The sequence below is a fragment of the Chryseobacterium paridis genome (assembly GCF_016595215.1).
GTDB lineage: Bacteria > Bacteroidota > Bacteroidia > Flavobacteriales > Weeksellaceae > Chryseobacterium > Chryseobacterium paridis.
In genome coordinates, this window is record NZ_JAENHK010000007.1 from 77,358 (window position 1) to 90,905 (window position 13,548).

Genomic DNA, 13,548 nt, shown 5'->3' on the forward strand with positions numbered 1-13,548 from the left:
GAAGCTTATTTATTGTTCAATCCATTTTTTGAATTCGGCGACTTTGTTTTTACTAATGAGAATTGTTTCACTACTTTCAGGTTGCACTACTAATTTGAGTTGGTTTTTTCCATACATAAGAATACTGCCAATAGCTTTGATATTAATAATAAACTGTCTGTTGGCTCGGTAGAACATCTCATTATCTAATGTTTTGATAATCTCATCAAGGCTTGAGTTGATAGAATACTGACCCCCTTTAAAAGTCAGGAGATAAACGGTATTACTTTCTAAAAAGAAATAAGCAATCTCTGAAGTTTCTAGAGAAATTAATTCATCTTTGTGATAGGTGATTATTCTTTTTTTCGAACTTTCTGTTATGCTTTCATCTGATCGGATAGGGGGGATTTCCTGATATTTTTCCTGAATTGTATTAAGTTGCTTATTTAATGTTGTCAAATTATTGATTTCCAGATTAAGGTCATTGATAATTTCATTTTTTTTATCCTCATATTTCTTGTAAATCCATCTTATTACAATAAAACTGATGCCTAAAATAATCAGAGATGCAATAATAAACACCAATAAGAACTTTTGATACAGATTTGTTATTTGCTGTTCCAGGCTGTTGATATTGGCGTGTGACGCTACCATCCAGTCACTTCCCTGTACGGGATAGACACTTACTATTTCAGAGCTACGTTTCATCTTTTCCGGGAAGTTTCGTACTCCGGCACTGATTTGCCCGGAATTTAAAATGTCTGCAAAGTCTGATTGATTTTGATCGCCTGTTACGAAGTCAGAATTGTTTTTATCTATTTTATGGCCGATTAAAGCTGGATTGGGATGACAGAGTTCAATTCCATTTCTATTATACATGCAAATGAATCCGCTTTGAGTATCTGTATTTACGATGCTGCTTTGTAAATTCTGAATAACCACCTCTTTTGAGAGACCTTGTTTGAGTTGTAATTCTAATAATTTACCAATCTCACGGGATTCTCTTTTGCCAGCTTCGATTTTACTATTAAAGATATCTTCTTTTGAAGATGAATACAAGTAACGGAAGGAAAGAAAACTGATCAGTAAAATGATAATACTTACTGCAAAAAAAGTAATGGTATAGAGATTGATTTTTTTCATTAGTTTAATCCTATGAATTATGATGTTCCTTTATCAAAAATAATCATTATTCAGAAGAATATATTCGCCTTTAAATACCTTTTTTACCCTTTTACGGGTTTGTTGAAAACATAAAGTGTTGTTTCTTAGTAATTTTAGACTATGATTTAATAAACTATAAAATGTTTTGTAATGAAAAGAAATACTAAAATACTCGCAGTTTTATTGATTGTATTCTGTCTTCTACAATTTTTTAGACCTGAAGAAATCAATTATGGGAAGCCTGCAGAAAATCTAAGTAATGTTCCAAAAGAAGTCAATGCAATTATCAGGAATTCTTGTTTTGATTGCCATTCATCTGAAGCTAATTTACGGTGGTATGATAAGTTGACACCAGCCAATTTTTTGGTTACCTCTCATATTAAGGAAGGTCGCAAAGCTTTAGATTTTTCAAAATGGAGTACATGGCCGAAACCCCAGCAGAATTCGACCATCTATTATGCTATTAATAAAGTATTGTCAGGTGAAATGCCACTTCCGAGTTATTCTGCTGTACATTCATCTACAAAGCTTAATGACAGACAAATTCAGATTCTTAAGGAATATGCCTTATCTCTTGCTCCCCGCAAAGTAACGGATAGTACCCAAATTAATAAGGCTGAAATGGAATATAATAATTGGATAAAAGAGAATAAGAAGTATTCAGCTGTAAAACCATCACCCAATGGATTGAAATATATTCCTGATTATAGAAAATGGAAAGCAATAAGTACAACGGATCGTTTCGATAATAGTACAATGCGTATTATTTTCGGGAATGAAATTGCAGTGAAGGCAATTCAGGAGCATCATACCAATCCCTGGCCAGATGGTACTGTTTTCGCTAAGACTGCCTGGAAACAGGAGGTTCATGCTGACGGGAATATTGCAACTGGTGAGTTTATTCAGGTAGAATTTATGGTGAAAGACACTAAGAAATATGCTAAAACAGAAGGTTGGGGCTGGGGAAGATGGAAGGGAAATGATCTTAAGCCTTATGGAGATCATCCGGACTTCGATAAAGAGTGTGTAGAATGTCATCGACCAATGAAAGATCGGGATTATGTTTTTACTTCTCCTTTGTATCTTATTTCACAACTTAAAAAAATAAAATAACATGAAAAAGATGAGTATTTATATTATAGTTGTAAGCTTCCTGTCTTTATGGTCTTGCCATTCAGAACAAAAGGAAAACCTCAATAAAAAAGCTGCTGTTCAACAGAATGATGAGCTGTTAGAAAATCCATTGTTAATGATCCCTATAACATCATCTATTCAGCCAAAAGATAATACGATGTCCACTCTGTATGGAAATCAGATTGCTGCTGATTATGCGAGAAATAATGCTGATTCCCAATATCCCCAGGGTGCCGTACTTTATGAAGTGACATGGAAACAGAAGCCAGATGAATTATGGTTTGGAGCTAAAGTGCCCGAAGATATTTTCTCTGTAGAAAAAGTGACTTTTCATGACCATAATAGCTATACTTATGAAACTTATAAGGACAAACCTCTTCGAAAAGTGAAAGAAAGTAAGATTAATACTTCTCGAATCTCATTTATAACCTCTCAAAAAATGGCTGTATCCCCCTAAAAAACATAGTTAGTTTTGTGGCTACACCGTATTTTTACGATATTTTTAACCATCATTATGATTATTCCGTTTTAGGTCTGATATTTGTACTGAGTAGCAAAACTAAGCGACCAATTAAATTTATGAATAACATATTTGTGAAAAAATCTTTTTTATACAGTCTTATACTGACTTTATTTTTAGTTTCATGTAAAAAGGAAATTGAAAAAATAAATGATACTTTAAGTAATGATACAACGTCTACAGAAACTCCGACAGTAAAAACGGATTCTGTAAAGAAAGATTCAGCAGTTAAAAAGGAATCTGTACCTCCTGCCATGCAGGAAAATGGCTTCTATAATGCATTTGTTCTTCCGAAGGATAAAAAACTCAGGGATTCGGTATATGGAGTATTTAGTAAAAAATATTCCGAAAGGGAGCGCTATGCTATTTTAGCATTAAACAGGCTGGATTCTAAAAATAAATGGAACTCCGATACTTTGGTAGTTCCAGCTAAAATAGATACCACCTTGATGTCTTATTCGCCGTTTCCAATGCAATTAGATGTTTTGAGTAATGTGAAGAAGTTTGTAATCTTTTCTTATCCTATTCAGGCATATGGAGTATATTCTAATGGAAGTCTTGTGAAATGGGGACCTACCAGTATGGGGAAAAAGGCTGCGCAGACCACAAGGGGTTTAACATTCGCGAACTGGAAAAAGAAATTGTCAATCTCAACGGTTAGTAGTGAATGGAAATTACCATACAACTTCAACATTTTTAATACAGGTGGGATAGGATGGCATCAGTATGATCTGCCTGGATATCCTGCATCTCATTCATGTTTAAGACTATTAAGAAATGATGCTCAATGGTTGTATTCTTACGCTGATACATGGATCTTAAACCCAGGAGGTGCAACTACAAAAGCAAAAGGAACTGCTGTAATGGTTTTTGGAGATTATAAATGGGGTAAAAGAAAACCCTGGAGAAATTTATTAGATGATCCTAATGCCAATAATATTTCTGTTGAGGAAATGAATAAGCTTATAGAGCCTCACATTGAGAAAATTATAAAAGAACAGGATAACAGGGAAAAAGTGGCGGATTCTATTAAAGCAGCAAAAGCTGTTGAAATTCAGGAGCCGGCAAAAATGCCTGAAGTATTAGCTCCTTAATCTTTTTTCTTTTCGAATTGTAGGGTTGACTCTTCTGCAAACTTTCGGAGTTTTTGCATTTCGTTTTTAGCTTTGCTTTGCCCAAATCTTGCAGCTGCATATGTAGCTGCAATACATATCAACATAGCAAATGAAGCATTGAGAGCCCAGGGAAATTCATAACTTTTAATTTGTTTTTCCACATAGTACATCGTGAAAAAGGTCATCCACAAAATTGAAAATGAAAAATAGAGGAACATAAAAAATGTCCAGACTGCAGAACTGGGACCAAATACACCCCGTATAGCAATGTCATCATCCTCTACTTCTACACGTAAAGAGAGTCTGGGCTTCCAATAATTGTCATAAGGAGTTTGTGCCCAAATAGTAGCCACTTCTTTATTTACGTTACCGGAAAACTCATCCTTATGCTTTTTAAGGTACTTGCTTAGATTTTCCGCATATTCCTCCTTACTCAGATGCGTGAACATTTTGAATCTGGGACGGGTTCGTATTTTATCTAATGTGGTTTCTTCGGTTTTCATATTATTCTTGATAAGGTATTGGATCTTCTAATGTGAAGCTCAAAGTAAGTTCATGATCTTTTCTCTTTATAATCATTGTAATGGTTTTTCCCTCATCAGACTTCATCAATTCCACAATCTGCTTCAAGGTCATATCTAAAGTTTTTCTTCCATTAATTGTAATGATTTTATCATCTTTTTTTAAACCAGCTTTATCAGCTGGAGAGTCTTTTCGAACTCCCGCAATTGAAAACAATGGCTTTAAAGCAAATTTGTATTGTAAATTGTTATTGATAAGTTCCACCTCGCTGCTAGTTTTCTTAGCATTTGTTTCTAGCGAAACTAAATCTTTTTCCCATATTAGTCCATCCTGTTGAAAATCCAGCCCACTCATATTAAAATGAAAAGGATCATCATAATTTTTGTTTTTGCGCAAATATAATTTCTCATTAGCATAATCAAAAACTACTGTAAAACGACAAAGTATTTCTCCTCCGATAGAACCTCTTCTATTTTCTACAAGATTGACATGCTGGATCGAAAATTCATCTGGCATTGCTGTAAGAGGTTTTTCAAATTTAAAATCTCCAAGATAAAAATTATGGATCCTGCTTCTTTTTCCATAAACATCACCATTGAAGCCTCTCCCCAAAAAGTCGTCAATATTGGGACGGTTATATACAAAATTTTTAATCAGGGTAGGGAAGAGCCATATAGGATCACTATTTCCAAGATCTATGAGTAACTTAGAGCTTTTCTTTTCATTGGTCATTTCTACATCAGCCTCAATATAAGGCTTATTTTTTTCAATAGATATAGAAAACTGTTCAAATTTTTTTGTTTTTTTTCTGAATAGATCCATATCATTGTAAATAGTGATCTTTTTGGAGATATAGTCTATTGAGATCGGATGATTTTTAAAAAAATGGTAGCCAATTATCCCATTAACAGGTATTCCAACATGAGAAGAAATATTGAAGTCCTGATTTACAATAATAAAAAGACTTAGAGAATTATTAATGAAATCCTTTCCTATTACGGCAATATTATTGTCAGAACGGAAGCCATCTATACTTGCATTGCCTCCCAATCCTGAAAATTTTATTTTTTCCAGTGTTGTCAATTTTACTTCTTTATTTTCAAGACTGAATATTGACGTTTCAGCAACTCCGGTATCTAGTAGAAAAGTAAGCTCTGCTCCGTTTATAGTAACGGGAATAAAAATAAGGTTGTTAATTAATTTGAAGGGGATAACTACTTTTCTAGCATCTTTGATTTCAAATGAGTTCTGGGCATTTAGAAAAATGCTTAAAAATAAGAACCAAATAAAATGCTTGAATTTCATTTACTGAATATAGTCAATTTATTGGTATAGATAATAAAAAACATTCCCAAAGTTGAGAATGTGTATATATATGACAATGATATCAATGAAATGTTTATGTTTCAATAAATTATTTTGTAAAGAAATCCATGAGATCAATATAGTTTTTTTGATTGACTCCATGCCCGCTCATATATTCTCTGAACGTAAAATAGCAACCTAATTCATATAATAGATCTGCTGCTTTTCTTCCCCATTCTAAAGGTATAACAGCATCATCTGTTCCATGTGAAACAAAGAATCTGAGTTTTTCCAGTTTCTTTTTATCTTTAACTATATCTTTTAAAAGCTTTTCTTCGGGATAGCTGCTAAGGCATGCTACATAGTTGAATAGGTCTGGATATTTTAATGACAGTGCATAACACAAAATTCCACCCTGACTAAATCCACACAGATTAGCTCTGCTTTCGGTAAGTCCATAATGATTAACTATTTTTAGTATGTTCTCTAAAACGGCATTCAGGGATTCTTGTGCCTGATCTATATCTATAAAATTCTCAGGATTATTAAAATCAATATCATACCATGAATATCCCTCAAATTGAGTATCTTTTGGTGCTCTGAAGCTTATAATTAACCAATCGGCTGGAAGGGTCTCTCTGAAACTGAAAAGGTCTTGTTCGTTACTTCCATACCCGTGAAGCATAAAAAGGATAGGGGTTTTAGGAGTAATATTTTCGGGTTCTCTTACTAGATAATCTAAATTCATAACACAAAGATAATTAATAAATCAAATTACTAAATCTTTACGCATCGAATATTTTTCACTGAATTTATACCAATAGAATATGGATAATAGTTGAATTTTTAGGGAATTAATCTTTTTATTAATTTGATATTGTTTGGATTTTTTTGTTGAAAGTTTTTCATGAAAGTTATTTTTATATTGATAAAAAACCTATATTTGAAACATTAAAAAATCTATTTGGAGAAATGAAGCAATTTTACAAATCAAAAAGTTTATTTAAACTCTCTTTCTTATTCATCGTATTATTTTCGGCAATTTCTGTTCTTAATTCTTGTAAAAAAGATGACGACGATGAAGAATTTAAAGATCACATTGTTCAGTTTGAAGTGAAAGGTACTACCAATGTAATTTCAAAAACTATTGTAACTCAGGTTGGAACTACATCAAATACAATGTATAATACTGCATTAACTCCGCTTCCTTTGCCTTGGACAAGTGGTGAGTTTTTTGTTAACTCCAGCCAGGCTCAGTTAAATCTTTCTGCCAACGCAGATATGCCAAATGATGATTCTAAACTAACCGTTACAATCTATATAGACGGAGAGGTTTCAGAAACTAAAACGGTTACAGGTAAAGGAGTTTTAAGTGTAGCTGTTTTTCACAACTTCTTAGAATTATAGAAAACTAAACCTATACATATATAGAAACCGCTTTATAAGCGGTTTTTTTATTGTATTTAAATCATATTTTGCTGTATGGCTAGGCTTATCAGTTCACTGGAGTTTTTAGCATGAAATTTTTGAAGTAAATTTTTACGATGGGTATCCACTGTCAAAGAACTTAGAAATAACTCTTCTGCAATCATTCCGCTGGTCTTGCCTTGGGTTAGCAGCTTTAAAATTTCTTTTTCACGCTTTGTTAGCCTGGGAATTATAAATTCAGTTTGAGAAGGAGTATTGATGATCTGTTTAGTCTCCGAACAAAATACAATATCACCCGACAAAGCTCCTTTAATACATTTTATGAGTTCATCTATTGATGTATTTTTTAATAAATATCCGCTGGCTCCGTTTTGAATACACTGCATAACAATACTTCTTTCAGAGCGATTACTGAACATAATGACAGAAGTACTGGGTGAGATCTTTTTGATCTCCTGGCAAAGATTAATACCATTAGAATCCGGCAAAGTAATATCTAATAGAATGATATCAGCCGCATTTGAATTAATAAAATTAATGACCTGTGATCCTAATGTGAAACTCTCTGCTATGGAAAATGAAGGTTCTTTTCTTAGCATCATTTTTATTCCTTCAATAACGATAGGATGATCATCTACAATAACGATTTTTATAAGGTCAGATTTCATAAGTGTTGAGTTCAATATTAATGTTTGTTCCTTCATTATCAGAATTGATTTCCATTTTACCCAGAAGATAATTTACTCTATTTCTGATATTCTGAAATCCCATACTCGTAGGTTTAATCGTATCTTTAACGAATCCTCTTCCATTATCTTCAATGGTGATAAAGAATGTATTTTCGGCTTGAGAACATTGTAACAGAATACTGTTAGCCCCGGAATGTTTTACTGCGTTGGCAAGTAGTTCCTGGATAATCCTGTAGATGTGAAGTTGAGTAGATAATGATAGTTCTTTGTGTATGTTGATCGGTTGGAAATCAATAGTAAGGTTTTTTCTTGTATAAAAATCACAAAGGTCACGAAGCGCCGTTTCCAAACCGAAATTTAATAAAGATTCAGGCATTAAATTTCTTGCAATATGCCTTAGTTCACTCACTGAGCGATCCAGCTGCTCCAATATTTTGTAAAAATCCTCGTGCTCTTCACTGACTAAATTATTGGAAGACCAGGTAGAAAAATTAATTTTAACGCCAGCCAGCATCCCTCCAAGTCCATCATGCAAATCTTTTGCAATACGTTCCCTTTCTCTTTCTTCGCCCTCAAGGATAGCTTTTGTAAGCGTTAATTCTTCCTTTTGTTTAATATCAGTAATTTTTTGCTGAAGATTGATTTCTTTTTGTTCTGAAAGCTTTTTGTTCTTTCTATATAATGTTGAAAGGGAAATGGCAAGACTTATAAAAAAAAACGATACCAAACTTAGTCCTAATAAATAATAATTTTTTCTGCTCACTTCAAGTTCTTTCTGCTTTTTCTCAGCATTAAGGCTTGCAATCTTTCTTTCTTTTTCTGCGGTATTGTATTTTGCTTCTAATTTATTGATCTCGAGTTTTATGTTGGCAGCGTTTAGGCTATCACTTAGTTTTGAATGGTATCTGTCCCAGGCTAAAGCTTCCTTAGTATTCCCCATTACTTCATTTATACTTGATAATTGGAGATAAATTGTCTTTCTGTTATTGGCATCTATTACCAGTGTTTTTTCTTTTAGTATACTTTTTAACAAGTCTCTGGCTTCAGTATATTTTTTTTGCTTTTTTAGAATATCATATTTATGAACATAAAACATCTGTGTAAGCAAGTTCTGTTGAAATTTCTTAGTGTAATAAAGTCCTTTTTCAATAGCTGACAAGGTTTCTTCATTTTTTTGTTTTGTGATATAGTATAAAGTTTTGTTATAAAAATAATACGAATTCGATGAAGAGTCCGGATAAGGCTGAATAAGCTTTTCTGCTTTATCCAGAAATGATTTTCCCATATCTCCTTTTGCCTGATAAAAGAAATTACTTGCAATATTTAAATACGTAAAGAACAGTTCTGAAGAAGCTGGGGCATTTTTTTCAAGAATTTCAAGGGCTTTGTTATTGTAATTTTCTGCTTTTTTAAATTCGGCATTATAAGTAAACATAAGAGCCAGTTGGGTATATTCAAATCCTAAATTCCTGCTGTTTTCATATTTTGCAATGAGCGGAATACTCTTTTCAAGCATGATTTTAATTAGGAATGGGTAGCCCTCTTTGTTCTTTTGAGCTATTCCATAGCCAAACCAGGATCTCGATTGTAAAAACTCGGATTCCTTATTTTTGAATTTGGATAATAATTCTGTGCCTTTCAAATAGGATGCAGCGGCTTTTTCTTTATCACGATCCGCATAATACTGACCCTGATAATAAAAATATTGGGCAGAAATAAAAGGATTGGACTTTCCTAATGACCGGGCGGTTTCAAGATGTTTTTTGCTAAGAGTAGAGTCTGTATTTCGGTAATAATTAGATAATAGGAAATAAGCAGCAGCTTTTGATTGATTATCGGTTTTTAATCTCACAACATTCTGCAAACTGTCTATGTAGGACTTTTCGTCAAGTGGCACAATTTGCTGGGATCGTAATGCCAGTGAAAGTAAAATGCTAATTACAAGACCTAATTTTTTCAATTTTTATGAATTTTAGTTCTGATTATGAATGTTTTATTATATGTGCTACAATTTAATTAAAATTTTTAGCACAGAAAATACCTAAGATTGGGTAGAAATAATTACTGTTTTTAAAGGATTGATAATATCTTACTACCAGAATAGTTTTGTAATTATAAAATAAGCAAATCATAGAATTGAACAATTGTAGGAAATTTAAACAAAAACTTATGAAAAAAATGTGGTTAAATAATAGATTAAAAAGAGCCGTTATAGCAATGACTGCGACAGTGCTCTTAGGGTTTATATCATCATGCAGCAATGATGATGACGATAATAACGATGGAGGTGGTTCGGGAACTAGCCATAAGGTAATTTTTAAAGCACAGGTATCTCCAGGAAGCACTATAACTGGTGCAGTATATGGATACGATGCTATTAATACTGAAGCAAACGGATTGAGTGGGACAAGCTGGACGAGCCCTGAATTTACGGCTCCTGCTGGAGCTGTTATGGTAAATGGAGGAGTAGTTGGTACAGGTGCTAATGCTAATGCTACAGTAAAAGTACAGGTTTATATAGATGGTCAGTTGAAAAAAGAAGGAACAGGAAGTGGTACAAGTCTTTCTGGACAAGTTAGTTATTCTTTCTAATCATACCTATATTTTATTTAGTGGTAAAGCCATGAGAGAGGTCTCATGGCTTTTTTTTTGTAGAAATGCAGAATAACAAAAGATTATATTAAGTCTATATGTCAAAGTGTTTCTTGTATTTTTTAATTATTGAACTTTAATAATAAAGTAACTTTTCTTTCCTTTCTGAAGCAATAAGAACTTGCCATTGATCAGGTCTGTTTCATTCGCAGTAAAAGTATCATTTACTTTTTGCTTATTGATAGAAATTGAATTTCCTTTAATTTCTCTTTGAGCTTCACTTTTTGATTTTAGAAATCCTGATTTTTCTGAAAGCAGATCAACAATGTTTATTCCTAAGACATCATCTTTTGCTACTTCTTTTTGTGGAACTCCATCGAAAACTTCAAGAAAAATTTCTTCATCCAGGCTTATTAAATCTTCAGCAGTAGAACGTCCGAAAAGAATTTCAGAAGCTTTTAAGGCTTTTTCATATTCTTCTTTTCCATGCACCCATACTGTCACTTCTTCTGCTAACTTCTTTTGCAGTTTTCTTTCATGCGGAGCAGTTTTATGCTCTTCGATTAGGGCTTCAACTTCTTCTTTGGGAAGGAATGTATAGAATTTAATGAATCTTTCAGCATCAGCATCGGTAGCATTTAACCAAAACTGGTAAAATTTATAAGGAGAAGTTCTTTTTTTATCCAACCAATAGTTTTCACCACTTTCAGATTTTCCAAATTTGGAACCATCTGCCTTCGTAATTAAAGGAACGGTTAAAGCAAAAGCTTCACCCTGAGCCTTTCTACGAATTAATTCAGTTCCAGTAGTGATATTTCCCCACTGATCGGTACCTCCCATTTGTAACTTTACGTTATTGTTTTGGTATAGGTGAAGGAAGTCATATCCCTGAATTAGCTGGTACGTAAATTCTGTAAAACTCATCCCATCAGCTCCGGCTTCTCCAGAAAATCTTTTCTTTACAGAGTCCTTTGCCATCATATAATTTACGGTGATGTTCTTACCTACATTTTTAGCGAAATCTAAAAATGAGATGTTTTTCATCCAATCGTAGTTGTTCACCAATTCAGCTTTGTTAGGGCCGTCTCCCTCAAAATTCAAAAAATTTGAAAGTTGGTTTTTTAAACAATCAACATAGTATAATAGAGTCTCCTCATCCAAAAGGTTTCTCTCCGCAGACTTTCCTGAAGGGTCACCGATCATTCCTGTAGCACCACCTACCAGGGCAATAGGCTTATGACCATGCTGTTGAAAATGCGCTAGAATTTTGATTTGAATAAGACTTCCGATATGTAAAGAATCAGCGGTTGGATCAAAGCCAATATACGCAGTCGTAACCTCTTTATTCAGTTGCTCATCGGTTCCTGGCATCATATCAGCAAAAAGGCCTCGCCATTTTAATTCTTCAATAAAGGAGTTCATATTATAATTTTCTTTAAAATTTAACTGGGCAAAGATAATGAATTAAGGGGAAAATTGCTAAATAGAGGATTTGTTAAATGGCTAAATAGCAAAACCGAGGAATCGCGGAATCGTAAAATTGTAAAAGAGGTTAAAAAAATATTTTGTTTTCCTACGATTTAGCTATTCAGCAATTTTACGATTTTACAATTAAGCGATTTCGCCTTTCAGCTTTTCAGCCATTCTGCAATTTAGCGATTTAACGATTTTGCAGTTCAGCGATTCCGCCTTATTGCCATTTCCCTCAAAATAAATTATATTTGTTATTAAATGAATGACGAACAGCTATTTTTGCTTATCCAAAAGGCTAAAGACAAAGATCAGAAAGCCCAGACAAAACTCATTAATGTTTTTTGGGTAGATGTCTTTTCTTTTGTAATGAAAAAAGTACATGATGAGAATGATACAGATGAGATTACTGTGAATGTTTTCTCAAAAGTATTATCCAAGCTGGATATGTATGATCCCCACTTTCAGTTTAAAACATGGATATTGACGATCGCTCAGAATACCGTCATCGACTTTTGGAGAAAAAAGAGTCGTGAAAACCAAGATCCTACTGAGAACCTGGATGAGGTAAAAAATCAGTTTGCAAAATCACCTGAAGAATTAATGATATCTAATGAAGAACAGAAGAAGATCATTAAAACCATAGAATCTTTAGATGCTAATTATCAGGATATTATTAAGCTTCGATTTTTTGAAGAAAAAAGCATAAAGGAAATTGCAGAAGAATTAGGTATTTCAGTTGCTAATACTAAAGTTAGGGTAATGCGTGCAAAAAAAGTATTGGCCGAATTATTAAAGAATAACGAATTCGATGAGGATTAACTGTAAATGAATTTTTAAGGCATTAAATTTTTTCCTTAATAATTAGAATAATCATCTTAATTAAACTTAAATCCTTAAACAACCTTAATGGTCTAATTTTATATTATAAATGAAACTCAGCTTTTGTTTTTGGAAATATAAAAGTTCTTTCTTCTGAATTTCTATTTTGCAGATTAATTTTCCAGTCTTTTTTAATGACAGTTTCTTTTTCTGATTTACCATTGTCGGGGTTATCTTTGTCTTCTACCTCTTTGGAATAGACAAGTTGCCCTGTAGACAGATTATAATCCATATCTGCCCAATAGTCTCCCGGTCTTCCATAGCTTAAAGAATGTCCGATCAATTCAAAGTGTCCATTTTGGAATCGATATTTATCCGTATATCCCCACTTCCAGCTGCTTCCTCCTGCTTGAGTAATTTCTAAAATGCCCTTTTTTATGACAGCACCTTGATAAGGATCTCCCATCATTCCTCCATGTTTACTTTCCAGAACAGCATTTCTGGATTTTTCTAAAATAGTCCATTTTCCATTCGCTTTTTTCAGAATTTGAATCTCACGGATGTTGCCCATATCTGTGGTATCCTTTGTGTTGTAAACAATTATTTTTTCAGGAATTTTGTCCCCATCCAGATCTCCGTCTACCGTTTCTAGGATGTCAGAACCTTTCGGTTGAAATTCTTTTTGAGCAGAATATAAAGTACTTAGTAATAATGATAATAGGCAGAATATAGTTTTCATCGGCGAATTTTGATGTTTCAATTTACAATTATATTTTTAATTATACGTTCCATCAATTTCTCCGTTAGA

At 33.2% G+C, this 13,548-nt stretch carries 14 protein-coding genes; 6 read left to right on the forward strand and 8 right to left on the reverse strand.

Annotated elements, in window-relative coordinates:
• Nucleotides 1-9: 9 nt before the first annotated feature.
• Nucleotides 10-1,122, reverse strand: a complete 1,113-nt coding sequence (locus JHL15_RS07295; RefSeq protein WP_200244610.1) for a LytR/AlgR family response regulator transcription factor — start codon at nucleotides 1,120-1,122, stop codon at nucleotides 10-12.
• Between the two features lie 171 nt (nucleotides 1,123-1,293).
• Between JHL15_RS07295 and JHL15_RS07300 the strand changes: the two genes are divergently transcribed.
• The 3 genes from JHL15_RS07300 (at nucleotide 1,294) to JHL15_RS07310 (ending at nucleotide 3,891) form a co-directional block, all read left to right on the forward strand.
• Complete coding sequence (locus tag JHL15_RS07300) at nucleotides 1,294-2,256, forward strand: cytochrome P460 family protein (protein ID WP_200244614.1); 963 nt, start codon at nucleotides 1,294-1,296, stop codon at nucleotides 2,254-2,256.
• A 1-nt stretch (nucleotide 2,257) separates the two neighbouring features.
• Nucleotides 2,258-2,734 (forward strand): cytochrome P460 family protein, encoded by a 477-nt coding sequence (locus JHL15_RS07305; RefSeq protein ID WP_200244615.1) that lies wholly within the window; start codon nucleotides 2,258-2,260, stop codon nucleotides 2,732-2,734.
• Between the two features lie 122 nt (nucleotides 2,735-2,856).
• Nucleotides 2,857-3,891: a L,D-transpeptidase gene (locus tag JHL15_RS07310; RefSeq protein ID WP_200244616.1), complete on the forward strand. Its 1,035-nt coding sequence runs from the start codon at nucleotides 2,857-2,859 to the stop codon at nucleotides 3,889-3,891.
• On the opposite strand, the gene JHL15_RS07315 is transcribed toward JHL15_RS07310, so the two are convergent.
• From JHL15_RS07315 to JHL15_RS07325, 3 genes are all read right to left on the reverse strand, one after another.
• On the reverse strand, nucleotides 3,888-4,415 hold the full coding sequence (locus tag JHL15_RS07315) for a hypothetical protein (protein ID WP_200244617.1): 528 nt from the start codon (nucleotides 4,413-4,415) through the stop codon (nucleotides 3,888-3,890). The two genes, JHL15_RS07310 and JHL15_RS07315, sit on opposite strands and share 4 nt — an antisense overlap.
• A 1-nt stretch (nucleotide 4,416) precedes the next feature.
• On the reverse strand, nucleotides 4,417-5,739 hold the full coding sequence (locus JHL15_RS07320; protein WP_200244619.1) for a PDZ domain-containing protein: 1,323 nt from the start codon (nucleotides 5,737-5,739) through the stop codon (nucleotides 4,417-4,419).
• Between the two features lie 109 nt (nucleotides 5,740-5,848).
• Nucleotides 5,849-6,487 (reverse strand): alpha/beta hydrolase, encoded by a 639-nt coding sequence (locus tag JHL15_RS07325; RefSeq protein WP_200244620.1) that lies wholly within the window; start codon nucleotides 6,485-6,487, stop codon nucleotides 5,849-5,851.
• 224 nt (nucleotides 6,488-6,711) lie between these two features.
• Here JHL15_RS07325 and JHL15_RS07330 point away from each other — a divergent pair, with 224 nt between their 5' ends.
• Nucleotides 6,712-7,146: a hypothetical protein gene (locus tag JHL15_RS07330; protein ID WP_200244621.1), complete on the forward strand. Its 435-nt coding sequence runs from the start codon at nucleotides 6,712-6,714 to the stop codon at nucleotides 7,144-7,146.
• Between the two features lie 56 nt (nucleotides 7,147-7,202).
• Here JHL15_RS07330 and JHL15_RS07335 read toward each other — a convergent pair whose 3' ends face one another.
• Together JHL15_RS07335 and JHL15_RS07340 are read right to left on the reverse strand one after the other, a co-directional pair.
• Complete coding sequence (locus JHL15_RS07335; RefSeq protein WP_200244622.1) at nucleotides 7,203-7,835, reverse strand: response regulator; 633 nt, start codon at nucleotides 7,833-7,835, stop codon at nucleotides 7,203-7,205.
• Nucleotides 7,825-9,816 carry an ATP-binding protein gene (locus JHL15_RS07340; RefSeq protein ID WP_200244623.1) on the reverse strand — a complete coding sequence of 664 codons (1,992 nt, stop codon included), beginning with the start codon at nucleotides 9,814-9,816 and terminating at the stop codon, nucleotides 7,825-7,827. Before JHL15_RS07340 ends, JHL15_RS07335 begins: the two co-directional genes overlap by 11 nt.
• 209 nt (nucleotides 9,817-10,025) lie before the next feature.
• On the opposite strand from JHL15_RS07340, the gene JHL15_RS07345 reads away from it, so the two are divergent.
• Nucleotides 10,026-10,448, forward strand: a complete 423-nt coding sequence (locus JHL15_RS07345; protein WP_200244624.1) for a hypothetical protein — start codon at nucleotides 10,026-10,028, stop codon at nucleotides 10,446-10,448.
• A 126-nt stretch (nucleotides 10,449-10,574) separates the two neighbouring features.
• Here the strand turns inward: JHL15_RS07345 and tyrS are convergent, their stop codons facing one another.
• Nucleotides 10,575-11,870: a tyrosine--tRNA ligase gene (tyrS, locus tag JHL15_RS07350; protein WP_200244625.1), complete on the reverse strand. Its 1,296-nt coding sequence runs from the start codon at nucleotides 11,868-11,870 to the stop codon at nucleotides 10,575-10,577.
• A 309-nt stretch (nucleotides 11,871-12,179) separates the two neighbouring features.
• Between tyrS and JHL15_RS07355 the strand changes: the two genes are divergently transcribed.
• A complete protein-coding gene (locus JHL15_RS07355) occupies nucleotides 12,180-12,740 on the forward strand; it encodes an RNA polymerase sigma factor (RefSeq protein ID WP_200244627.1) in 561 nt (186 codons plus the stop codon).
• Between the two features lie 103 nt (nucleotides 12,741-12,843).
• Here JHL15_RS07355 and JHL15_RS07360 read toward each other — a convergent pair whose 3' ends face one another.
• Nucleotides 12,844-13,479 carry a hypothetical protein gene (locus tag JHL15_RS07360; protein WP_200244629.1) on the reverse strand — a complete coding sequence of 212 codons (636 nt, stop codon included), beginning with the start codon at nucleotides 13,477-13,479 and terminating at the stop codon, nucleotides 12,844-12,846.
• Nucleotides 13,480-13,548: the final 69 nt, after the last annotated feature.